At 59.1% G+C, this 21,215-nt stretch carries 23 protein-coding genes and 1 tRNA gene; 3 read left to right on the top strand and 21 right to left on the bottom strand.

Annotated features, from left to right (window positions below):
• Positions 1 to 37: 37 nt before the first annotated feature.
• Positions 38 to 1,399, bottom strand: a complete 1,362-nt coding sequence (gene gdhA / locus KGZ89_07590; GenBank protein ID MBS3974709.1) for an NADP-specific glutamate dehydrogenase — start codon at positions 1,397 to 1,399, stop codon at positions 38 to 40.
• A gap of 178 nt (positions 1,400 to 1,577) precedes the next feature.
• Here gdhA and KGZ89_07585 point away from each other — a divergent pair.
• Positions 1,578 to 1,652 (top strand) — tRNA-Arg (locus tag KGZ89_07585).
• Positions 1,653 to 1,708: 56 nt separating this feature from the next.
• On the opposite strand, the gene KGZ89_07580 is transcribed toward KGZ89_07585, so the two are convergent.
• Together KGZ89_07580 and KGZ89_07575 are read right to left on the bottom strand one after the other, a co-directional pair.
• Positions 1,709 to 2,335, bottom strand: a complete 627-nt coding sequence (locus KGZ89_07580; GenBank protein ID MBS3974708.1) for a phosphoribosyltransferase — start codon at positions 2,333 to 2,335, stop codon at positions 1,709 to 1,711.
• Positions 2,336 to 2,386: 51 nt separating this feature from the next.
• Positions 2,387 to 2,995 (bottom strand): GNAT family N-acetyltransferase, encoded by a 609-nt coding sequence (locus KGZ89_07575; GenBank protein MBS3974707.1) that lies wholly within the window; start codon positions 2,993 to 2,995, stop codon positions 2,387 to 2,389.
• A 103-nt stretch (positions 2,996 to 3,098) separates the two neighbouring features.
• On the opposite strand from KGZ89_07575, the gene KGZ89_07570 reads away from it, so the two are divergent.
• Together KGZ89_07570 and KGZ89_07565 are read left to right on the top strand one after the other, a co-directional pair.
• A complete protein-coding gene (locus KGZ89_07570; GenBank protein ID MBS3974706.1) occupies positions 3,099 to 4,031 on the top strand; it encodes an HAD hydrolase family protein in 933 nt (310 codons plus the stop codon).
• Positions 4,024 to 4,605 (top strand): 5-formyltetrahydrofolate cyclo-ligase, encoded by a 582-nt coding sequence (locus KGZ89_07565; protein ID MBS3974705.1) that lies wholly within the window; start codon positions 4,024 to 4,026, stop codon positions 4,603 to 4,605. Before KGZ89_07570 ends, KGZ89_07565 begins: the two co-directional genes overlap by 8 nt.
• Positions 4,606 to 4,745: 140 nt before the next feature.
• Here the strand turns inward: KGZ89_07565 and KGZ89_07560 are convergent, their stop codons facing one another.
• From KGZ89_07560 to uvrC, 18 genes are all read right to left on the bottom strand, one after another.
• Positions 4,746 to 5,246 (bottom strand): YbaK/EbsC family protein, encoded by a 501-nt coding sequence (locus KGZ89_07560; protein ID MBS3974704.1) that lies wholly within the window; start codon positions 5,244 to 5,246, stop codon positions 4,746 to 4,748.
• Positions 5,243 to 5,896 carry a GNAT family N-acetyltransferase gene (locus KGZ89_07555; GenBank protein ID MBS3974703.1) on the bottom strand — a complete coding sequence of 218 codons (654 nt, stop codon included), beginning with the start codon at positions 5,894 to 5,896 and terminating at the stop codon, positions 5,243 to 5,245. The genes KGZ89_07560 and KGZ89_07555 overlap by 4 nt, the downstream gene beginning before the upstream one ends.
• A 6-nt stretch (positions 5,897 to 5,902) precedes the next feature.
• Positions 5,903 to 6,619 (bottom strand): PRC-barrel domain-containing protein, encoded by a 717-nt coding sequence (locus KGZ89_07550; GenBank protein ID MBS3974702.1) that lies wholly within the window; start codon positions 6,617 to 6,619, stop codon positions 5,903 to 5,905.
• A gap of 30 nt (positions 6,620 to 6,649) precedes the next feature.
• Positions 6,650 to 7,147, bottom strand: a complete 498-nt coding sequence (locus KGZ89_07545) for a YtxH domain-containing protein (GenBank protein ID MBS3974701.1) — start codon at positions 7,145 to 7,147, stop codon at positions 6,650 to 6,652.
• A gap of 104 nt (positions 7,148 to 7,251) precedes the next feature.
• Positions 7,252 to 8,217: a D-alanine--D-alanine ligase gene (locus KGZ89_07540; GenBank protein MBS3974700.1), complete on the bottom strand. Its 966-nt coding sequence runs from the start codon at positions 8,215 to 8,217 to the stop codon at positions 7,252 to 7,254.
• A complete protein-coding gene (locus KGZ89_07535) occupies positions 8,214 to 9,482 on the bottom strand; it encodes a PLP-dependent aminotransferase family protein (GenBank protein ID MBS3974699.1) in 1,269 nt (422 codons plus the stop codon). The genes KGZ89_07540 and KGZ89_07535 overlap by 4 nt, the downstream gene beginning before the upstream one ends.
• Positions 9,483 to 9,616: 134 nt before the next feature.
• Positions 9,617 to 10,069 (bottom strand): hypothetical protein, encoded by a 453-nt coding sequence (locus tag KGZ89_07530; GenBank protein MBS3974698.1) that lies wholly within the window; start codon positions 10,067 to 10,069, stop codon positions 9,617 to 9,619.
• Positions 10,066 to 10,404, bottom strand: coding sequence for a hypothetical protein (locus KGZ89_07525; protein ID MBS3974697.1), 339 nt, complete (start codon positions 10,402 to 10,404; stop codon positions 10,066 to 10,068). Before KGZ89_07525 ends, KGZ89_07530 begins: the two co-directional genes overlap by 4 nt.
• A 54-nt stretch (positions 10,405 to 10,458) precedes the next feature.
• Positions 10,459 to 11,106 (bottom strand): hypothetical protein, encoded by a 648-nt coding sequence (locus KGZ89_07520; protein ID MBS3974696.1) that lies wholly within the window; start codon positions 11,104 to 11,106, stop codon positions 10,459 to 10,461.
• Positions 11,107 to 11,450: 344 nt separating this feature from the next.
• Positions 11,451 to 11,696, bottom strand: a complete 246-nt coding sequence (gene secG, locus KGZ89_07515) for a preprotein translocase subunit SecG (GenBank protein MBS3974695.1) — start codon at positions 11,694 to 11,696, stop codon at positions 11,451 to 11,453.
• Between the two features lie 58 nt (positions 11,697 to 11,754).
• Positions 11,755 to 13,293, bottom strand: a complete 1,539-nt coding sequence (gene gpmI, locus KGZ89_07510; GenBank protein ID MBS3974694.1) for a 2,3-bisphosphoglycerate-independent phosphoglycerate mutase — start codon at positions 13,291 to 13,293, stop codon at positions 11,755 to 11,757.
• Positions 13,290 to 14,066, bottom strand: coding sequence for a triose-phosphate isomerase (gene tpiA, locus KGZ89_07505; GenBank protein ID MBS3974693.1), 777 nt, complete (start codon positions 14,064 to 14,066; stop codon positions 13,290 to 13,292). The genes gpmI and tpiA overlap by 4 nt, the downstream gene beginning before the upstream one ends.
• 27 nt (positions 14,067 to 14,093) lie before the next feature.
• Positions 14,094 to 15,287: a phosphoglycerate kinase gene (locus KGZ89_07500; GenBank protein MBS3974692.1), complete on the bottom strand. Its 1,194-nt coding sequence runs from the start codon at positions 15,285 to 15,287 to the stop codon at positions 14,094 to 14,096.
• A gap of 15 nt (positions 15,288 to 15,302) precedes the next feature.
• Positions 15,303 to 16,307 carry a type I glyceraldehyde-3-phosphate dehydrogenase gene (gene gap, locus KGZ89_07495; GenBank protein MBS3974691.1) on the bottom strand — a complete coding sequence of 335 codons (1,005 nt, stop codon included), beginning with the start codon at positions 16,305 to 16,307 and terminating at the stop codon, positions 15,303 to 15,305.
• An 80-nt stretch (positions 16,308 to 16,387) separates the two neighbouring features.
• A complete protein-coding gene (whiA, locus tag KGZ89_07490; GenBank protein MBS3974690.1) occupies positions 16,388 to 17,329 on the bottom strand; it encodes a DNA-binding protein WhiA in 942 nt (313 codons plus the stop codon).
• Positions 17,330 to 18,283: a YvcK family protein gene (locus KGZ89_07485; protein MBS3974689.1), complete on the bottom strand. Its 954-nt coding sequence runs from the start codon at positions 18,281 to 18,283 to the stop codon at positions 17,330 to 17,332.
• A gap of 16 nt (positions 18,284 to 18,299) precedes the next feature.
• Positions 18,300 to 19,232, bottom strand: coding sequence for an RNase adapter RapZ (gene rapZ / locus KGZ89_07480; protein ID MBS3974688.1), 933 nt, complete (start codon positions 19,230 to 19,232; stop codon positions 18,300 to 18,302).
• A 102-nt stretch (positions 19,233 to 19,334) separates the two neighbouring features.
• Positions 19,335 to 21,215, bottom strand: a complete 1,881-nt coding sequence (uvrC, locus tag KGZ89_07475) for an excinuclease ABC subunit UvrC (protein MBS3974687.1) — start codon at positions 21,213 to 21,215, stop codon at positions 19,335 to 19,337.

Below are 21,215 nucleotides of genomic sequence, written 5' to 3'. Positions count from 1 at the left end.
CTCAAATCACACTCTGGTCTGATGCGTCAGGCGCGCGTCAGACCAGACCCTGGTCATTCATCGCATCGGCTACCTTCAGGAAGCCCGCTATGTTCGCGCCATTGACATAGTTACCGGGAGTTCCGTACTCGTTGGCAGCGGCCACGCAAGAGGAGTGGATGCTCTGCATGATGCCCTTGAGGCGGCTGTCGACCTCCTCGCGCGACCAGGCGACCCTGACGCTGTTCTGGCTCATCTCGAGCCCGGAGGTGGCAACTCCTCCAGCGTTGGCGGCCTTGCCTGGGCCGTACAAGATACCGGCCTCGACAAAGTTGGCTACCGCTTCGGGATCGGAGGGCATGTTCGCGCCCTCGGCCACCACAAACACGCCGTTGGCGATCAGGTTTGCAGCGTCTTTGGCGTTGATCTCGTTTTGAGTGGCGCACGGGAATGCGCAGTCGGCCTTCACATTCCAAAGCGGATTGTAGTCCAGGCTCGAATCGAGCGGGGTGTAGGTCGCCTCGGGATACTTCTCGGCGTACTCACTGATACGCCCGCGACGCACCTCCTTGAGTTCGGTGATGAACGCCAGTTTCGCGCGATCAATACCGGTCTCATCGTAGATGAACCCGCCGGAGTCCGAGACGGTCACGGCTTTGCCTCCAAGGTCGAGGATCTTTTCGATCGCGTACTGCGCGACGTTGCCGCTGCCGGACACAAGGCAGGTCTTGCCCTCCAAGGTGTCGTTGCGAGTGGCGAGCATCTCCGCCGTGAAGTAGATCAAGCCGTATCCTGTCGCCTCAGGCCGAATCAGCGAGCCGCCCCAACCAAGCTTCTTGCCGGTGAGCACACCCGTGAATTCGTTGCGGAGGCGCTTGTACTGACCGAACATGTAACCGATCTCTCGTCCGCCCACCCCGATATCGCCAGCAGGCACGTCCGTGTCGGGCCCGATATGACGAGCGAGCTCACTCATAAAGCTCTGACAAAAGCGCATGACCTCGCCGTCGCTTTTGCCCTTCGGGTCAAAGTTTGCGCCGCCCTTGCCACCGCCCATCGGCAGTGTCGTCAATGCGTTCTTGAAGATCTGCTCAAAGCCGAGGAACTTCAGTACTGAAAGGTTGACGGAAGGATGAAAGCGCAAGCCGCCCTTGTAAGGACCGATAGCACTGTTGAACTGAACCCGGTATCCGCGGTTGACCTGAAACTCGCCGTTGTCGTCTTGCCAGGGAACCCTGAAGATAATGACTCTCTCCGGCTCTGCCATTCGCTCAATCATGCGTGTTTTGCGATACTCGGGATGCCGCTCAAGAACCATCGCGCAAGAATCCACAACCTCTGCCACAGCCTGAATGAACTCCGGTTCGCCCGGATTCTTGCTACTGATCTCTTCGATGATCTCGTTTGCGATACCAGACATGCGCGCCGCCTCCTTCTCCATTCGCCTGCCCATTGGCGAACTGTTCATGACCTGGAAATGTGCCCGCTATGGTACCGTATAAGCTCAAAGCATTGCCATATTGAATATTTATTCGTTGGCATCTGCACTTCCGATGGTAAAATCTCCAAAGTCAACTCGGCCGATTGCCGGCTTGAATGCCCCCGTAGCACAATGGATAGTGCACGCGCCTCCTAAGCGTGGGATATAGGTTCGATTCCTGTCGGGGGCACCAGAGTCTGACTTCTGGGGAGCAGTCCGTCAGGGAAAGCTCCACCGGCCGCGCGCTGGTTAACCCGCTGCCAGCACTTTTTGCACCTCGTCATCGCTTACCTGATCGAAGCTTTGATAAAACTGGCTGACCGAATAAAAAACCGGCGGTTCCGCAAGGGTCACGAGGCGGCAACCCTTAGTGCGTATCACTTGCGCCGCGTCCGCCGCTATCACCGGAACCGCAACAACGATGTTCCTTGCCCATTTTCGCTTTAGGTAATCGATGGCTGCAAACGCCGTAAGTCCCGTGGCGATACCATCGTCTACGAGCACAATATCCTTGCCCTGAGGATCGATTTCGGCATCGCGGCTCATGCTGTATTTGTCTCGGCGGTTCTGCACTTTGGCGCGAACAGGAGTTGCGAGTCTCTCGACTTCTTCCATGGTAAACCCGGAGTTGAGGTTGAGTGTCACCACTCCGTCCGGGCCGACAGCGCCTATGGCGTACTCGGGATTGCCCGGAGCTGGAATCTTGTTAGTGACGACCACCCCCAGTAACAGGCCCAGCTTTCGCGCTATCTCCGCAGCCACGATAACGCCTCCTCGAGGGATTCCGAGCACCACGGCGTTATCCCGATCGGGCATCACATCAACGAGTGACTCTGCCAGAAGGTTCCCGGCCTCGACCCTGTCCCTAAACACCATTACGCCCCCTTGGCCTTGTGTCATTTCTTTGCGGAAAGACTTTGTTTAGCTCTAGCGTTTATCGCAAACCGGCCTACGCAGATGTATCTCGTCGCGCGAAAGAATTCCCGAAAACCCTGCAACCGAGGTGCCTGACTCGTCAATGAGACGTCCTACAGCGATATCGTAGATGGTAAAACCGTTGCGCTGGTAAAAGTAGAGCAGGGGAATGTCGTCGTTGGAAACGGCCACGCGAACGATGGGTAGACTCCGCGCGCTCGCAAATGAAATAGCCGCGTTCAGCAACGCGGAGCCCAAGGAGCGGCCCTGGTGCTCCGGATAAACCGACAGCAGCACGATCACTAGCTCTCCCCGATCGATCGCCATCGAAAGCAGTCCACCAAGCTTGCCATCCACCTCGGCGATGAGATTGGCTCCCTGGGTCACATCGTAAGTCCGCCCGAAGGCATCTACCTCGACCTCGCCAAGCGCCCGATCGCAAATCTCCTCTATCGCGGCACGATCCGCAGGGAGTGCCTCGCGAACCGCAAAATCCAGCTTGTCACCGAAGAAGTGCTCCGCGCACATTACCGTCATGCGCGCCTCGCCCAAAGGAAGATCCTTGCCACAGGATGGGCAATGATACTGCGGATACGGCATGTCAAAATCTGCGACTGTCATGATTTCCTCGCTCGGGTCCCGTCAACGCAACACAGCAACTACCCCTATAGTTTATACCGTTTCCGCGCGAATCACGCATCATCGAAGCGCTTCGATATAATAGGTGCACGATAAAGATATTCCCAATGCTTACAGCCGAGGAACCATGTCCCGAAACTTCCTTCACCTTGACGAACACCCGCTCTTTTCAGAGAGGCTTCCCGAGATCAGATTGCTCTACACCGATCTGGATGGAACTCTTCTCGGAAAAGGTGGTTCGCTGCTTGTGGGCGCGGACTCTCGCCCGTCGCTTACGGCCGCCGAAGCCATCGTCCGCATCAACAGCGCGAATCTCGAAGTTGTGGTGTGCTCCGGCCGCAATCGCATCCAGATCGCAGAGATAGCGCGTCTGTGCGGCTGGCGAGGGTTTATCGCCGAGCTAGGATGCGTCATCGTTGCTGACAGGGGCGCTGAGCCGGTCTACTGCACGGGCTCCTGGGAGCAAGGCGATTTACGCGAGGACGAAACTCCGTTTCAGGCAATCGAGCGGGCGGGCGCGCTTGAGGCGCTCTTCTCGGCGTTTCCAGGCAAGATAGAAAACCACGCTCCTTATCATCTGAACCGTGAGGCGACGCACGTCCTCAGGGGGTCGATAGATGTGTTCGAGGCCGCCGAGGTGCTGGCGGAGATAGACTTGCCTATCGACATCGTCGACAACGGCATTATCCACCCGATCGCGACGACCCTGGTTGACGTCGAGGAGGTACACGCCTACCACCTAATTCCGTCAGGCGTCACCAAGGCCCTGGCGATAGAGCTTGATTCGGCGCGCCGAGAACTCGACCCAATGACCGCCATGTCCGTGGGAGATTCGGTGACAGACGCTGAGATGGCGGATGTGCTCGGCCTGGGCGTGATTGTGGCCAACGGCCTGCGGGACACATCTGTGCGAGAGGCGACCGCTAAACGCGACAACATCGCGGTGACGCGCAAGGAAAGAGGCGACGGCTGGGCGGAAATGGCGCTAGAGTGGCTGAAGGCCGCCGGCCGTGGATGACGCTCTCGAGAAAACTCGCCTGCGGCAGCTTATGCGGGCCGCAAGGGCGAAGGTGACGAGCGAGGAGCGTCAGCTTCTCGCCGAGCAAATAGTCGAGCGTGCGCTTGACCTGCCGGAAGTCGCAAACGCCACCCACGTGCTGGGCTATGCTGCTTTACCGGAGGAGTTCGATCCGAAGCCTCTGCTTGATGCATTGCGCTTGCAAGGGGCCGTGATCTGCCTGCCGAGAGTCCAGGACAAAACGTTCCTCACGCTTCACATGTGCGAGGCCGACGTTTCACTCGAAAGCGGCCCTTTCGGCCTTCGCCAGCCAGAAGCCGACGCTCTCCGGATGGATCCGGACTCACTCGACCTGATCATCGTTCCCGGCACAGCCTTCGATGCGCGCGGCGCGAGAATCGGGATGGGCGGCGGATACTATGACCGGCTGCTCGCGGCCACTCCATTGGCGCATCGTATCGCGTTGGCGTTTGACTTCCAGATCACCGAGAAGGTGCCGGAGCTTGCCCACGACCAGCGCGTCGATGTCGTGATCACTCCGAGCGTGATACTGCGGGGCCCCCTCCGGCGTTAGCGCGAATGGTCTAGGCGCGGTAAAAGGGCGCCATCGCTATCGCCGCCAGAGCGCCAATCAGCACAACCGCGGTTATGATGACGAGTGGGGCTGGCCGCTGATCATCAGGGCGCGCCACAGGAACGATCTTCATCGGCAAATCAACTCGCGACTCTCGCTATCCGACCCTTTACGACCTGCAGGAGCAAGTCTCTCGTCAAACAGACTATCGACTGCGGAGTGCCCGCAGCGGGATACAGCAGATCGAACCTGGCAAGCGAATCGTCGACAAGAACCTGCAAGTCTTCCGGCAAATCGAACGGCGAGACGCCGCCGATAGCGTAACCTGTCGCCGCGCGTACCGTATCGGCGTCGGCCATCTTGATCCTTTCGGCGCCGAGTTCGGCAGCTATCGCGTCGGTATCCCCTCGGCGGTCTCCAGCCACAAGTACAACAACCGGCGAGGCGTCGGCCACGAAAACTATCGTCTTTACTATCTGGCCAAGCTCGCAACCGATTGCGTCGGCGGCCATCTGCGCGGTTTTGGTCGATTGCTCGAAAGTGACTATCTCATCGGCCAAGCCGAGCGACTCAAGCACATCCCTTACGCGACGCGCCGAGTTTTTCTTGTTGACGCGCGTCACAACGCCTTCACCTGTCATTCTTGTATTCCTCTGCTCTCAATTGACGGAGATGGCATCCGCATCCTTTGCCGCAACGGAATTCTCAAGGAGCTCAACACCGATTCGAAGTTTTCGGTAAGAAGCGCCAATGATTTTAGCTCCAACCGCAACAGCGGATAGTGCGGGTGCGGATGCATGATCGTAAAGCCATTATGGAGCAAAAAATTGGCACTTATCATCGGTTGCTTCTCCAGATGCCTCGTATCGGTTGTGGCGTACGCATAAACTGCCCGCTCGCCGCGAGAGGCTATGTCTTTCAAGGCCGCGCGAAGTAGCAGCGTGCCAAGGCCGAGATTTCGCGCTTCGCTACGGATGTGCATGCATGCCAGCAACACATCATCATCTTTCGGCGAGGCGCCGGGCAGATTCGCTGACTGCGGCAAAAACCTGAAAGGCGCATACTTGATAAAGCCGAGAGCCTCGTCTCCCTCTAGCGCTATACGTCCGCACTCGCCCCACTCACTTGAAACGTCAAGATACCAGCGGCGCGCCGCTTCCGGATCGCACGATGAGCCGCATAAAACCTCCAACGGCTCGGCACTCTCCCAAAAAACGCATCCCTGACAAAACTCGGGCAGCTTGGATATGTTGGCGGCCGACAAAGGTCTCAGCCTGCGATTGAGTCCCACGCCACCTCAGTCCTTCTCCCGCATGCCTTCCGAGAACCCGTCCCGGAAGGCCTTCCATCCTGACGATCCCCGCTTGACCGTCTCTTTGACGAGATCATGCTTAGAGGCCTTGTCGGTGAGGTCAACAGCGGTCTTTGCCGCCTTTCTCGCGACTTTTCCGGCAGTCACCTTGGCCACAGCCGCGGCTCTGCCCGACTTTGCGGCAACCCCGCCAGAGAGTTCTACGGACAACGCCACATCTCTAGCGACAATCGCCTCTTTTCCGCGATCAAATCCGATAACCATCTCTCCAGACAACCGCTGCGTACCTACCGCTATATCTGCCGCGAGCCCTCCGGTAAGAAAGACCTCTTGAACCTTGCCTTCACTCGCCGAGAACAAGACATCCTTGACCAGGCCCAGTGCTTGTCCGGATTCGCTCACTACAGGCATCATGCGCCAAACCACACTGTCGTCCCAGGTAAACCCTTGCTTTTTCTCGGCCTGGAGCCTTGTATCCGGTTTCGCCGAAGTGTACCTGAGCCTACCCTCCAGGATCTGCACCTGCCCAAGGGGAACAAACCGTGGTTTCCTGGCGATAAGGTGCGCCAACCTAGGCGGTCGTATCTGAAAACCGACGACCGTTGGAGCTTGGGGGTGGAACAACACGTGCTCCACCATCCCGGCATCTCGGTCGCGAGCATCCACGACCGGGAGTTCGATTATGTCATGAGCCGAAAGCATGTGGGTTGCACGCGAAGTCGCACTCATGCGCTACAGAGAGGGAAGGCCTCCTGCTCCGGCGGAAGGCTTGGGCTTATCGCGATCAGCGGCCGCTTTCTCAGCGACCAGGTCAAGAGTCTCCTGCGCCCTCTTCTCCGCGATATCGGCACCTGACTTAACCGCCTCGGCGGCCTTGTGAGCAGCCTCTTTGGCCGCAGGAACAACCTCGACCATCTTCTCCCGCGCTGTATCGGAAACACTCTCGACCTGCTCACGGAGACGATCGCGCGCCTGCTCGATCTTGATCCTGATCTCGTCGGACCTTTCTTCGACTACCTCACGGCCAGTCTCATACACCGAGGCCACTTTGTCCTTACCGGTCTCGCAAAGCCTCTTGCCTTCGTCCAGGTACTTCTCGGCGGCATCAGTAAGCATCTCTCTGCTTTCTTTGCCGGGTCGCGGAGCAAAAAGTACCCCTAGCACGGCTCCGCAAAGCCCGCCGAGCAAAAATGCCCCTACTACGCTACCGCCACGTCTGTAATCATACATTTCCACGCACCTCCGTCATTGAGGTCTGACCGACTATTACCACAGCGCCCTAAGCCTTAAGAGTGCTGCCACAGCAATTGGAGCTGTCTTTAGGATATATACCCCTATTGATTTTTACCAGCACTTCGCGCCAGCGCCGAGCTAACCAGTTTTTCGACTACATCCGCCAGCGACAGCCCCACCGCCTGTGCGGCCATAGGCAGCAAGGATGTCTCCGTCATCCCCGGCGAAGTATTGCACTCCAAAACATGCAGCCCTCCGGCCGAATCCACTATCATGTCCACGCGCGAAACATCTCGGCACTCCAGCAAAGTGTGAACCGCGATGGCGCACTTCTTCACCTCTGACATGACCGCTTCGTCCAGCCTGGCGGGCACGAAATAATCCGTCTCGCCCGCAGTGTACATCGAAGCGAAGTCGAAGACACCGCTTTTAGGCGATATCTCAACCGGCGGCAGCGGCTGTGGGCCTTCGGGGCCGTCGAACACAGAAACAGCGACCATGCGGCCTTCTACCCACTTCTCTATCATCGCCGCGTCGTCGTAGCTCAGCGCCGTCAACAGTGCCTCCGCCAATCGATCCGCGGAATCGACGCGGGTCAGCCCAAGCGCCGAGCCTTGTTTAGCCGGCTTGACGGCCAGAGGGAAGGGCCCTGTGCTTTCAACCACGAGATCAAGCGCCGAGGCCGCGCCCATCTGCTTGAATGCATCGGCCGTCAAATTCACCCAGGCAGGCGTCGGAATGCCATGCTCGGCGAAGAGCCGTTTTGCCAGCGGCTTGTCCCACGCCAGAACACTCGATACTACTCCCGGTCCGGTGTACGGAACGCCGAGAAACTCGAGCAGCTCCTGGATGGCTCCGTCCTCGCCGTACCTGCCATGCAGCGCGATGTAGCACGCGTCTGGCCGCTCGGAGCGCAAAGTCTGCACGAGAGTCGGGGACAGGTCCAAAGGCAGGACCTTGTAGCCCAGGTCCTCCAGCGCCTGACAAACGCGCTCGCCGCTTTTCAGCGAGACTTCGCGCTCAAGAGAGCGACCGCCCATCAATACCGCTATCTTCTCTTTGTTCATGCGGCTCCTTCCTCGGCAGGCAAAGCTCCAGCGGCCATGAAGGCGCGGTACAGCTCGAGGCGGTCCTCGAGCACCTCGGCAAGACGCCTTATTCCTTCTTCGATCCGCTCAGGCTCAGCGTAACAAAACGCCAGACGCATGCAGTTCCGTCCTCGCCCGTCGGGGAAGAAAGAATCGCCGGGCACGAAAGTCACGCCTCTTTCGACCGCCTCGGCAAGCATCACTCCTGTGTCCAGGAACGCCGGAAGTTCGACCCAGACGAAAAATCCGCCTTCCGGGCATGTCCATCTCGCCTCTTTTGGGAAGTGCTCACTGAGCGCGGCGAGCATGGCGTCGCGTCGCTCGGCATAAACGCGTGTCAGGGCCTGAACCACCTTTCGCCATCGCGTGCCGCGGAAATACACTTCCGCAGTTGTTTGAGCGAAAGCGCTCCCACATAGATCCGCAGCTTGCTTCGCGATAAGAAGCTTCGCGAGAACGGGATGTGGCGCGACCACCCATCCCAACCTTAGGCCGGGAGCGAATATCTTCGAAAAAGTGCCGAGGTAGATGACCTCGGGATCGAGCGCTCGCAGCGGCTTTATGTGCCCGCCTTCGAAGCGAAGCCTGCCGTATGGATCGTCTTCGATTATCGGGATATCGTACTCGCGCGACAGCTCAAGCAGGCGGCGGCGGCGATCGGCGGCAAGCGTGACCCCGCCGGGATTTTGAAAGTTAGGAATCGTATAGATAAACTTCGCCCCGCGCGGACCGAGCGCTCGCAACTCCGCTTCGAGCAGGTCCATGCGCATGCCGCAATCGTCCATCGGCACACACCGGATCTCGGGCTCATATGCCGAAAACGCCTGAAGAGCGCCGAGATAAGTCGGGCCCTCGGCAATAACAACATCCCCGGGATCCAGAAATATCTTGCCGAGAAGATCGAGTGCCTGCTGCGCGCCGGCGGTAACGACGATATCATCGGTTTTGAGGCGCACGCCGGTTTCGGCCATCAGCTCGATGATGATGCTTCTCAGCTCGATGCTGCCCTCGCTGCCGCCGTATTGAAGCGCGCGGGCGCCCTGATGCGCCACAGCCTTGTAGGCCGCGTCGGCAGCGGTATGCGCTGGCACCCGACTGACTTCGGGCATGCCGCCGGAAAGGCTGATCACATCGGGCCTGCTAGCTGCGGCGAACAGGTCCCGTACAGCGCTACTGCGCATCTCGTCCATGCGCCGGGCATAACGCCCTTGCAGCTTGTCGAACACAACCCTTGAGGTACCCATCGCTCTCACTCCAATGTAAGAAACAAAAAGACCCCTTCCGCCGATAGGGCGAGGGGTCGAGGTGGCCGGGCTTATGATGCCCTCTTCCCTCACATCCTTTGTGCGGATTATGAGTCCTTCATTAACGCGAAAGGTTAGGCGGTAGAGTAGCACTCGGCCCGCTCACGGGTCAACCGCGCAAAGAGAGCGCATGCCTCATGCAGGGCATCGGAGGCCGCTTCGGTTTTTTCGCAGCCGAGAAACACCCGGTACACTAGCCTGCCGTCACGCCTGAAGTCCCAATCTGTACGCCCCGCCATAGTCCGCGGGAAGCCGTCGCGCGCAAGGAGCTCCAGCGCAATGTGCTCGACCAGATGAGCGCTTTCTGTATCAGCGATCTCGGCGATTACTCCACGCGGCCGCCCAGACTCACACCGATGGCGCGTGATCCCCGGCAGCGCCTCCAAAAGCCGATTGGCTATCCCGGGCAGTGCGCTTGTCCGCCGAAGAGACGGCTCCGTCAGACGCAACCGGACTTCAACGCCACCTGGCACCTCACGAATAGCTTCGACGAGAAAAGGGTGGTCTTTCGGCTCCCTGCCCGTCATTTCACCATGTTCTTTTTCTTCACGATCAGAAACACCACAGAGCCTATCAGCAGCACAGCACCGATCAAAAGCAACGCATACGCGTATCCTATCGCCTGACCCAGAAGCATGAACGCCCCAACGGCGATAGCTGTCGCGCCTAGAGCCGCCAGGCAAGACGCGGCCGATGCGGCAAAAAGAGTGATCCCAAGCCGCTGAAGCGGAAGCACCACCTTCTCACGAACGATTGTCTCGACTTCATAGCGGAGCCAATCGACGAGGGCTTCCAGTAGTTCGATGACCAAATCCATGATCGGTTTTTTGTTCGAGCCATTATCGGGCGCGGGGCTAGACATGGTCGCACCTCCACCAAGCCGCAGGCATGAACCTTCTCAAGATGAGGATACAGTCTACCTGCCCAAGATGCGATACCTGACAGTCTGCACTCCGCCAAACCCAAGCGCCTTGGCGGTGCCCGGGCCAAGATCGAAGACTCTGCCAGGAGTAAACGGCCCGCGGTCATTTACAACAGCTACAGCCTTGCGGCCCTCAAACTCGAATTCTATGCGTGTGCCAAAAGGCAGCGTTCTGTGAGCGACGTTCATCATGTCTTTAGTGAGCACGGTGCCGTTGGCTGTCCTGCGACCGTAAAAGCCAGGGCCATACCAGGTGGCTCTTGCCGAACGCCAGCCCCCTGTGTTCTGCGCCGAGGAGGCGCTCTGCGCGGAAGGCGAGGTGCTTGCGCGAGGCTTGGGTGGAGCCACGGGAATCGGCACCGCCCGCCTTTTCACAGGGGTCACGATTGCGGCAGATCTTTCATCTGTCCGGGCCACCTTCTCAGACGCCGGAGCGTGAGCAGTGGGCTCGACCGATATCTCGGCAATCCCTAGCGTGCCCTCGGGTCGAATCGCAGGCGAAGCAATTGCGAAAGGCTCGGCATAATCAAAGCCGAGCATGATGCTTGATACCGACGCCAGGACTCCTCCTAGCGTCACTGTGACCAAAGCGATACTTATTACTTTTCTCAAACTCACATAGACCTCCCGGTCCGGGTACATTACTGACGGCACGCCATCAGGCCGGGGCACAAAAGTGCCAGGGAGACAGTGAAAATTTGGGGTGTTAAGCTGCTCCGCATCCGGCGAAATCGGCGGCAGATGCCGTCGTTTCAAGCCAACTGAAGCGAATATGCTTTTCGGCTACGAACCTTGGTTTTTCCTAGTACACGGGCGCCCGCTTGTGCGGACGTAGACCGAGCCAATCGGATTCGCTTTTCGTACCCTTTGCGCCGGTTCGAACGACTGCTCCGATCGTCTAGGCAGCCGAAGCGCTAAAGGTACCTCTTATATCAACAGCTTCGTAGTATAACACAAGGAAAAGCTTTGTCATCCTGCTTTGGCAACTAGCCGCCCGGCGTGTAAAGAACCATCAGTAATAGCAGGTTTACGACGAAGGTCACCGCCAGAACTACTGTGATCTTGTTGAGGTTCTTTTCGATGATGCTCGTCCCCACCGAGGTGGTCGGCAGTGCGCCGCTGAACATCGAGGACATCCCGGTACCTTTTCCGGAATGCAGCAACACAAAGACTATAAGCGCAAATGACACGACGACGTGCAGTACCAGCAATATCACAACAAGCCCATTCATTTCCGGCATTCCTTCCCTTTCGCGCACCTGGCGCGATGAGTTTCATAATTGCAGAGGCTCAGTATATCAGCAGGGAGCGTCCCGTCCACTCGGCGGGCGTCTCTATCGAAATAAGCTCAAGCAAAGTTGGAGCCACATCGGACAAAACCCCGCCGGCCGTCAAGGCCTGAACATCTTCGGCCACCACGCACATCGGAACTTCTCCGCTGGTATGAGCTGTAAAGGGCGAGGACCCATCGCTTTCGAGCATGCGCTCGGCATTCCCGTGATCGGCTGTCACAATCGCGACTCCTCCCTTTTCGCGAATAGCCCGAACAACTCTACCCACGCAAGTATCGACCACTTCGACCGCCGACACAGCCGCCTTCAGCACTCCGGTATGACCCACCATATCGCAATTGGCATAGTTGACGATGTAAACATCGGCTGATCCCGCCTCGATCTCAGCTACCAGACGATCCGTGACCTCGAAGGCGCTCATTTCGGGCCTGAGATCGTAGGTCGAAACCTTGGGGCTGGGGATCAAAATGCGCCGCTCACCCTCTCTGGGCACCTCCGAGCCGCCATTGAAGAAAAATGTCACGTGAGCGTACTTCTCCGTCTCCGCGATTCTTAGCTGCCTTAAGCCAGCATCGGAGAGCACATCCGCTAAAACACCGCACTGGCTGGCCTTTGGGAAAGCGACTGGAGCGTTGATCGTTGGATCATACTCGGTCAGGCATACAAAGTGCGTCTTTGGGAATACCGAGCGAGCAAAACCCGAAAAGCCCGAATCCACAAACGCCCGGGTGATCTCACGCGCTCGGTCGGGCCGGAAGTTGAAGAACACGAGCGCGTCACCATCACGCACGATCGCGCGGGGCTTGCCATGCTCATCGCAGATGACCGTCGGCGTGACAAACTCGTCCGTCACATCAGAGCTGTATGAGGCTTGCACCGCCTGGATCGGATCGAGTGCGCAGGCTCCCTCGCCAAGAGCGATCGCGCGCCACGCGCTCTCTACCCGCTCCCATCGATTGTCGCGATCCATGGCCCAATACCGACCGGCCACGCTCGCAATTTGGCCGACACCAATTGCTTGAAGTTTGTCGACAAGCTTCTGGAGATAGCCCGCTCCGGAACGCGGCGGCACATCTCTTCCGTCGAGAAACGCGTGAACGAATATGTCGCTCGCCCCTCTGGCCGCCGCCATTTCGAGCAACGCGAACAGGTGCTCTTGGTGGCTGTGAACTCCTCCATCGGAGAGAAGCCCCATAAAGTGAATAGCGTTTCCGCTCTCTATCGCTCTATCCATAGTCTCGACAAGAACCTGGTTGGCACGAAGTGAGCCATCCTCGATAGCAAGATTCACGCGAGTGAACTCCTGATATACCACACGGCCAGCCCCGATGTTCAGATGCCCGACTTCCGAGTTACCCATTTGGCCCTCCGGCAGTCCGACCGACAGACCTGAGCAGCGCAAAGTCGTGTACGGATAACCGCCGAAAAGCGCATCCAGATTCGGCGTCCGCGCAAGAGAGACCGCATTGCCAGGACCATCTTCGGCGATTCCGAATCCATCCATCACGATCAGCGCCGCAGGAAGGCGCTTGGTCATTCCGGCTGCCTCGCCAAAGCCACGATGCCCGCGAAGGAATCGACATCGAGTGATGCGCCGCCCACCAAGGCTCCGTCGATGTCGGGCTCGGCGAAGAACATCGCGGCGTTTTCGGGCGCGACCGAGCCACCATAGAGGACCCGGCAGGACAAGGCCACCGGTGGTCCGAAGATCGCTCCTACGGTGGCGCGTATTGAGCGCGCGACGTCGTTGGCCGCTTCCGGCGTGGGTGTTCGCCCGGTTCCTATAGCCCAGATCGGCTCGTACGCGATCACCACCTTGGCGGCGTCTTGAGGCGATACTCCTTCCAGGGCGGCACGAAGCTGTGCCCGCACGAAAGGCTCGGTCTCGCCGCTCTCACGAGTCTCCAGGGTCTCGCCGACACACACAATCGGGACGATGCCAGCGGCCAGCAGCGCCTTGACCTTCTTGTTTACCTTCTCGTCGCTCTCATCGAACATCTCTCGACGCTCGGAGTGCCCGACGATGCAATACCCGCACCTGAGATCTTTCAGCATCACCGAGGATATCTCCCCTGTATAGGCTCCGCCGCTCTCCCAGTGCACGTTTTGAGCGCCCAGGCCGATCTTTAGCCGATCCAGTTCAATAACGACCGAAACGCTCTTTAAGGCGATGAATGGCGGGCAGACCACCACATCGATATCGCCCCAGTATTTCGCTACCATCTCTTCTAGATTTTGAAGAAAGATAGCGCCTTCTCCGGCGGTTTTATTCATCTTCCAGTTTCCGGCGATCATTTTCCGGCGCTTCATCGATTCTCCATTCATAAGGTGGCCTCCCTACTGCTCACGGTCGCGCAAGGCTTCCACTCCTGGAAGCTTCGAACCCTCGAGCAACTTTATCGAAGCCCCCCCGCCCGTCGAAACGAAAGTCACCCGCCCCTCAAGGTCGAACTTTCTCAAGGCCGCGACCGAATCGCCGCCGCCTACCACAGAAACGGCTCTGTTGTTCCGCGTCACCGCCGTGGCAATTTTTCGGGTTCCGCCCTCAAACGGCGTGAGCTCAAAAACGCCCATGGGGCCGTTCCAAAACACGGTCTTGGCGTCGCCGATGGCGCCGGCAAACAATTCGATGGTCGCCGGGCCGATATCGAGCCCCATCATGTCAGCCGGAATCTCTTCTCGGCCGACTATCTTTGTCTCGGCGTCTTCGGCAATCGCATCGGATACCACAAAATCTATGGGAAGCAGCAGCTCAACGCCGTTGTTGGCCACTTTATCCAGCATGGCTTTGGCGGGCTCTACCCACTCAGGCTCAACCAGCGACTTTCCCACATCAATCCCTTTAGCGACCAGAAGGGTAAAGCACATTCCTCCGCCGACCACCAGAGTGTCAACGCTTTCAAGCAGCCGATCTATAACGCCGAACTTGTCCGAAACCTTCGAGCCGCCGAGAATAGCCACGAACGGGCGGTCCGGACTCGCCAGCATCTCGGTGAGGGTCTCTGTTTCGCGTGCGAGCAAAAGACCCGCGACCGCAGGCAGAAACCCGGTGACCCCAACAGTGGACGCGTGCGCTCTATGCGCTGCGCCGAAGGCGTCGTTCACGTAGATGTCCGCGAGATCGGCAAGGGCACGCGAAAACTCCGGGTCGTTGCTACTCTCGCCGGAATGAAAGCGGACGTTTTCGAGCATCAAAATCTCTCCGTCCACCATCCGCGAAACAGCCTCAGTGGCTTCTTTCCCCACGATGTCGTCGACGAATACGACGTTGCGCCCCATCAGGCGCTGCAATACCCGCCGCACCGGTCTCAGTGAATATTGGGGATCGGGTTGTCCTTTTGGACGGCCAAGGTGGCTCATCACGATGACCCGCGCTCCATGATCGACAAGGTAGCGCAGGGTGGGCAGCGCGGCCCTCACACGAGTGTCATCGGTAACCGCACCTTCGTGCAAAGGAACGTTGAAGTCGACTCTGACAAGCACTTTCTTGCCCCGTACATCCACATCCTTGATAGTCTTCTTGTCAAACATGGCGCTTTCGACCCCTTAGGCCATCATGTACTTGACGAGGTCATTGACGCGGTTGCTGTAGCCCCACTCGTTGTCGTACCACGCGATGCACTTCACGAAGTTTCCTTCGCCGCCCATAACCATAGTCTGCAGCGAATCGAAAACGGATGAGGCGGGGTTGCCAACAACATCCACCGAAACAATAGGATCCTCGCAGTACTCAAGGATGTTCTTCATCGGCCCTTCCGCCGCCGCCCTCATCGCGGCGTTGATCTCCTCGGCGGTTACATCCCGTCCAAGCTCGGCGACGAGGTCAACCACGGAACCATCGGGGGTAGGAACGCGCATGGACATGCCGTCTACCTTGCCCTTGAGGTCGGGCACGACTAGACCTATCGCCTTGGCGGCACCGGTCGAGGTCGGAATGATCGACATTGCGGCAGCGCGCGCGCGGCGCAGGTCCTTGTGGGGCAGGTCGAGGATGTTCTGGTCGTTTGTGTAGCTGTGGATCGTGTTCATGAAGCCCCTTTTGACGCCGAAGGAGTCCCGCAGAACTTTGACGACGGGCGCTAGGCAGTTCGTCGTGCAAGAGGCGTTGGAGACCACATGGTGCCGGGCCGCATCGTACTCCTCATGGTTCACACCCATGACGATCGTAATGTCCTCGTTCGAGGCGGGCGCCGAGATAAGCACCTTCGAGGCGCCTGCGTCGATGTGCGCTTTCGCTTTTAGCGCGTCGGTGAAAAACCCGGTCGCCTCGACTACGACATCGACTCCGAGAGCTCCCCATCCAAGGTTGCCCGGATCACGATCGGACATGACCTTGACGAAGCGGCCTTCCACCAGGATTCCGTCGTCTGCGGCCTCAACCTTTTTGGCGAAGCGTCCATGGATCGAATCGTACTTCAGCAGATGTGCAAGCGTCTTGGCGCTCGTCAGATCGTTGACCGCCACAACCTCGACAGCCGGATCAAACTCCATCGCCCGAAACACCAGACGTCCTATACGACCGAACCCGTTGATACCAACCTTGATCGTCACTGTTACCTCCTTCTGCAGCCTGGGCTGCCCTCAGCCTTCACCTGCGGCGACCCGCTCTCCGGGATCCCGCGTGCTAGCGCTTACGCTTCCCCTCCCGAGACTCGCCGAGCCAAATCGGTGATCCTCCGAACCCTATGATATACCGCTGACTTCGACAGCGGCGGCTCGGCAAGCTCTCCGAGCTCTCTCAAACTCACCTCGGGATTCTCCAGACGCAAGTATCCCAAATCTCGCAGCGCCGGTGGAAGATTTTCCAGACCGATGAGTTTGTCCAGCAGCTCAATCGCCTCGATCTGCTCGAGTGAGGCGTCCGCCGATTTTGACAAGTTCGCGGTTTCCGCATTTACGAGTCTGTTTATCTCGTTACGCATGGACTTTACCACTCTTACGTTTTCAGTGCGCAGCAGTGCCGAGTGCGCACCGGCCAGAGCGAGAAACATCACTATGGGCTCGGCTCCTTTGAGATAGGCAGTGTGAAGTTCCCGTCGCTGCGATACCTTCGCTTGTATTTCGAATCGCCGCATCAACATCGAAAGATCCTCGGCCACCTGCCTGGAATCCGCCGTCAGCTCAAAGTGAAAATCGCCGTGCGGATCAGCGACAAATCCTCCGCCGAGAAAAGCGCCCCGCAGGCAAGAGATGGCGCAACAGTTTCTGCGCACTACTCGCGGAAGGATTCCGCGCGTCAGATTCATCGAATCATCGAGTATGCCGAGTTCGTTTAGCGCCTGCGGCAGGCGGGGTTGATCAATCACGGCTATCAGGTAGTTATTCGTCTTGTGTAGGATGCTCCGCCTCACCGTGATCTCGGTCTTGAGCTCATATAGGCGATGCAGGAGCTTGACCATCTTGCGTGCAACCGGCGCCGTCTCGGTAGCCAGCTCCAGCTGAAAGCGCTCGGGTCCTGCGATATGAAGCGTGCCCTCTATGCGGACCAGGGCGGCCAACTCGGCCTTCTGACAGCACAGTTTGCCGGGCTCTACCCGCGAAAGCTCATCTTTTACTTCGGCGGTAAACGACATTTAGCCTATGGCCTCCGCGAGTCCGCGCTCCAGCCGCTCGTATGAGTGCCTGTACGGGTTTCGGGCATCGGTCATCTCCATCGCGAGAACGGTTGGCGTCAGCTCGGCGATCCGCGCCTCGACGTCCTTGTCGGCGGTCACTGCTTCGATGACGCCCGTGAGCCTTCTTTGCTCTCCGGGTACCGTCGACGCCAAGGTTCTGTGAACAAGCACAGCGTCAAGCGCGCCTTCGAGTCCATAATCCACAAGCACCTTGACGTGGTCGTATGCGTCCATGCCGCTTGTCTCGCCCCGTTGATTTGCCACATTGCAAACGTATACGCGCCGTGCGCCGGATTCGCGGATCGCCTGTGCCACACCCGCTACAAGCAGATTTGGCAGGATGCTCGTGAACAAGCTGCCCGGGCCGATCACGAGGATATCCGCCGAGGATATCGCCTCGATTGCGGGCGCATAGGCTGGCGGGAGCTCCGGGTCGAGCCGGATGTCAGCAAACGGCCCGGCGGAGCGAGCCAGCCGAGCCTGCCCGGAGATGGTCGTTCCTTCGGCGTCGGTGGCAAGCAGCCTGACATCCGTAAGGGTGCATGGAAGCACCCTGCCTCGCGATCCAAGCAGGCCGGAAGCCGCTTCGATGGCCTCCGGGAATCCTCGGGTGATATCAGCCAGCGCTGCGATGATGAGATTGCCCAGGGCGTGGCCGGCGAGTCCCTCCCCGTGCGGAAACCGGTACTGGAACAGCCGAGAAGGCAGGCTTTCAGGGTCGGAGAGCGCAACGAGGCAGTTGCGCACGTCTCCGGGCGGAAGCATGCCGAGCTGCTCTCTCAAAAGCCCGCTGGAGCCTCCATCATCAGCCATGGTAACGATCGCGGTGGCCTCGTGCCCGAGATTGAGAAGGCAGCGCAAGACCATCGGCAATCCCGTTCCGCCGCCAATCGCCACCGCTCGCCGCGTCAAACTCTCACCTCCGCGCTCATCGCCCGTGACGCTCCTTGTCGATATCCCTGTGGCTGACAGCAACCGAGTACCCCTCGTCAGTGAGAAACTTCGCGGTCTTTTCGGCGAGAGCCACACTTCGATGAACTCCTCCCGTGCAGCCCAAAGCGATAACAAGGTGCGCCTTGCCCTCCATCACATAGCCCGGTAGCAACATCTCAAGAAGAGAGAACCAGCGCGAAAGGAACTCGGCGGTCTCCTCGCGCTCGAGCACGAACTTCCGCACCTCGTCGTCGAGACCGGTCAGATCACGGAGGGTTGGTAAATAGTAAGGATTTGGTAAGAAGCGCACATCCATCACGATGTCCGCATCGACGGAGACGCCGTGCTTGAAGCCGAACGACGCGACAGTGACCGTAAGGTAAGGCTTGCGGGTGGCCGAGAAAAACCTGTCCTTGAGCGCCTTTCGCAACTGCGACGGCCTGAGCGTGCTGGAGTCTATGATGACATCCGCGCGCGCGCGTATCTCGGCGAGTATTTCGCGTTCGGCCGAAATGCCTTCGAGAACAGAGCCACCCGTTGTGCACAGCGGATGCCGTCGGCGTGTCTCCTTGAAGCGCCGCACGAGAGTTTCGTCATCAGCTTCGAGAAAGAGCAGGCTGTACGCCATGCCGCTGTTTTCCAGATGGCTCAACTCGCCTGAGAGCTCATCGAAGAAGTCCAACGACCGCGCGTCGCAGACCACGGCGATCCGGCGGACCCTGCTGCCGGGCAGCGCCATTAGTCCTACTACCTGCCGGATGAAGCTGGGGGGCAGGTTGTCTATGCAAAAGTAGCCGAGGTCCTCGAACGTGTGTATCGCCTCGGTGCGTCCCGCTCCCGACATGCCGGTGATGACCACGAACTCCGGCGAGGGCACGGTAGGTCCGATTTCCTGATCATCCTCGGGAAGGTCGCATCTTTCGTCCATGGCTCACTCCACCTGTCAACTGCCGAGAACACAAGCCCTGCACCTGAAAGCGGTAGGGCAATCGCCGAAAAACTTCGGCGACAACTCGAAGTATACCCAAGCTCATCCGTTGTCGGAGGCGATATCTTGCACCTGCGCAAGAACAGCGAAAACGTCCTCGGCGACCTCACGAGAGATCCCGGGCACAGCCGCTATCTGCTCGACGTCCGCCGAGCGCAAACGCTTGACGGAGCCAAACGCTTTCACCAGCGCTTTCTTGCGCTTCGGGCCAACTCCGGGGATGTCATCGAGCACGCTCGCTGTCATCGCCTTGCCGCGAAGCTCCCGATGGTAGGTCACCGCGAACCTGTGCGCCTCATCACGAATCCGCTTCACCAGGTAAAGCGACGCCGAGCCGGCAGGCAGCCTCACGGACTCGTCAAATCCGGGGACGAACAGCTCCTCCTCGCGCTTGGCGAGAGCGACCACGGGCACTTCGGACACGCCCGCCTCGGCCAACGCTTTTAACGCCGAGGAAAGCTGTGGCTTCCCGCCGTCAACGATAACGAGATCCGGAACGCGGCCAAAGCGCTCGTCGGCAAGGCGTTCGGGGGCGAATCGCCTTCGGAGCACCTCGGCCATCATACCCACGTCATCAGAGCCCTCGCTTTGGGACCGGACCCTGAAGCGGCGATAGGCGGACACATCCGACCTGCCCTCGGCGAACACCACCATAGATCCCACCGAGTGCCGACCATGCAGTGTAGAGATGTCGTAGCACTCGATCCGCATTGGCGGCTTCTCGAGGGCCAGCGCGCTTTCGAGCTGTATGAGGGCGAGATTGAGTCGCTCGTCGTCGTAGCGGGTGCGCATCTTGTGGCGCAGCAAGGTGTGCCGCGCGTTGATGGAGGCCATCTGGAGCAAGGCGAGCTTCTCGCCCTTCCTGGGAACGCTTATCCGGACGCGCCGACCTCTTAGCCCGGAAAGCCACTCTTCGAAAAGCTCCCTGTCCTCGGGCGCGTGCTCCAGCAGCACCTCGCGCGGAACGTAAGCGGTCCCGTCGTAGTAGCGCAGCAAGAAGCCCTCGACGAGCTCCTCGGCGGTTATATCCATACCCTTGTCGAGAACGAACTCGTTGCCGACAAGGACCCTGCCTTCCCGCACGACGAAAACCTGGACTCCGGCGATAGTCTCCTCCCGATGGATGCCGATGACATCGACATCGAGCGCCCTGGACGAGACGACCTTTTGCTGCTGCTGCAACACCTTTAGCGCCTCGAGCCTGTTGCGGAATCGCGCGGCGCGCTCGTAATCGAGCTCCTCGGCGGCGTTGCGCATCCGGGATTCAAGCTCATCAGCCACCTCGCTATGGCGGCCACGCATAAAGCCGATGACTCTTTGCACCGTCGCCGAGTACTCCGCCGAGGAAACCGCGCCCACACAGGCTCCCGGCCCCTTGCCGACGCTGTAATCGAAGCAGGCACGGTCGGTCGGATTCCCGCCTCGCGCTATCAACCGCTTCCACTCCACACACGACGCGCTGCATATCGGGTAGACCCTCCGGACCGCCTCGATCGTTGCGCGCGCCGCGCGGGAGTCGGTGTAAGGCCCGAAGTATGTGGTCCCTTCGCGATGCTTCTCGCGCGTGAACTTGATCGCCGGAAACGCATCCGTGGTGGTCAGCGCGATATACGGATAACTCTTGTCGTCCTTGTAGTCTACGTTGAACGTCGGCGAGAACTGCCGGATGAGGTTCTTCTCGAGGATCAGTGACTCGATCTCCGTGTCGGTGACGACATAATCGAACGCGGTCACCTGGCTCATGAGCAGCGGAGTCATCTCCCGATCGTCCTGCCCGGCCACGTACTGCCGCATGCGCTTGCGAAGTGACTTCGCCTTCCCGACGTAGATAACGGTACCCGCCGAGTCCTTCCAAAGGTAGACGCCGGGAGAGTCCGGGACGCCTGATAGCTGCTCGGCCAATGATGTGTGCGTCTCGGCCAT

It is taken from the genome of Actinomycetota bacterium, from assembly GCA_018334075.1.
Lineage (GTDB): Bacteria > Actinomycetota > Coriobacteriia > Anaerosomatales > UBA912 > JAGXSC01.
The sequence above is the reverse complement of the archived record's forward strand: the minus strand, read 5'-3'. Positions and strand labels throughout refer to the sequence as shown.

Excerpts from the sequence above, each read along its gene's own strand:
- gdhA (MBS3974709.1), bottom strand. The coding sequence starts at position 1,399 with ATGTCTGGTATCGCAAACGAGATCATCGAAGAGATCAGTAGCAAGAAT.
- KGZ89_07580 (MBS3974708.1), bottom strand. The coding sequence starts at position 2,335 with ATGGTGTTTAGGGACAGGGTCGAGGCCGGGAACCTTCTGGCAGAGTCA.
- KGZ89_07575 (MBS3974707.1), bottom strand. The coding sequence starts at position 2,995 with ATGACAGTCGCAGATTTTGACATGCCGTATCCGCAGTATCATTGCCCA.
- KGZ89_07560 (MBS3974704.1), bottom strand. The coding sequence starts at position 5,246 with ATGACAGGTGAAGGCGTTGTGACGCGCGTCAACAAGAAAAACTCGGCG.
- KGZ89_07550 (MBS3974702.1), bottom strand. The coding sequence starts at position 6,619 with ATGCTTTCGGCTCATGACATAATCGAACTCCCGGTCGTGGATGCTCGC.
- KGZ89_07545 (MBS3974701.1), bottom strand. The coding sequence starts at position 7,147 with ATGTATGATTACAGACGTGGCGGTAGCGTAGTAGGGGCATTTTTGCTC.
- KGZ89_07540 (MBS3974700.1), bottom strand. The coding sequence starts at position 8,217 with ATGAACAAAGAGAAGATAGCGGTATTGATGGGCGGTCGCTCTCTTGAG.
- KGZ89_07535 (MBS3974699.1), bottom strand. The coding sequence starts at position 9,482 with ATGGGTACCTCAAGGGTTGTGTTCGACAAGCTGCAAGGGCGTTATGCC.
- KGZ89_07530 (MBS3974698.1), bottom strand. The coding sequence starts at position 10,069 with ATGACGGGCAGGGAGCCGAAAGACCACCCTTTTCTCGTCGAAGCTATT.
- KGZ89_07525 (MBS3974697.1), bottom strand. The coding sequence starts at position 10,404 with ATGTCTAGCCCCGCGCCCGATAATGGCTCGAACAAAAAACCGATCATG.
- KGZ89_07520 (MBS3974696.1), bottom strand. The coding sequence starts at position 11,106 with ATGTACCCGGACCGGGAGGTCTATGTGAGTTTGAGAAAAGTAATAAGT.
- secG (MBS3974695.1), bottom strand. The coding sequence starts at position 11,696 with ATGAATGGGCTTGTTGTGATATTGCTGGTACTGCACGTCGTCGTGTCA.
- gpmI (MBS3974694.1), bottom strand. The coding sequence starts at position 13,293 with ATGACCAAGCGCCTTCCTGCGGCGCTGATCGTGATGGATGGATTCGGA.
- tpiA (MBS3974693.1), bottom strand. The coding sequence starts at position 14,066 with ATGAAGCGCCGGAAAATGATCGCCGGAAACTGGAAGATGAATAAAACC.
- KGZ89_07500 (MBS3974692.1), bottom strand. The coding sequence starts at position 15,287 with ATGTTTGACAAGAAGACTATCAAGGATGTGGATGTACGGGGCAAGAAA.
- whiA (MBS3974690.1), bottom strand. The coding sequence starts at position 17,329 with ATGTCGTTTACCGCCGAAGTAAAAGATGAGCTTTCGCGGGTAGAGCCC.
- rapZ (MBS3974688.1), bottom strand. The coding sequence starts at position 19,232 with ATGGACGAAAGATGCGACCTTCCCGAGGATGATCAGGAAATCGGACCT.
- uvrC (MBS3974687.1), bottom strand. The coding sequence starts at position 21,215 with ATGGCCGAGACGCACACATCATTGGCCGAGCAGCTATCAGGCGTCCCG.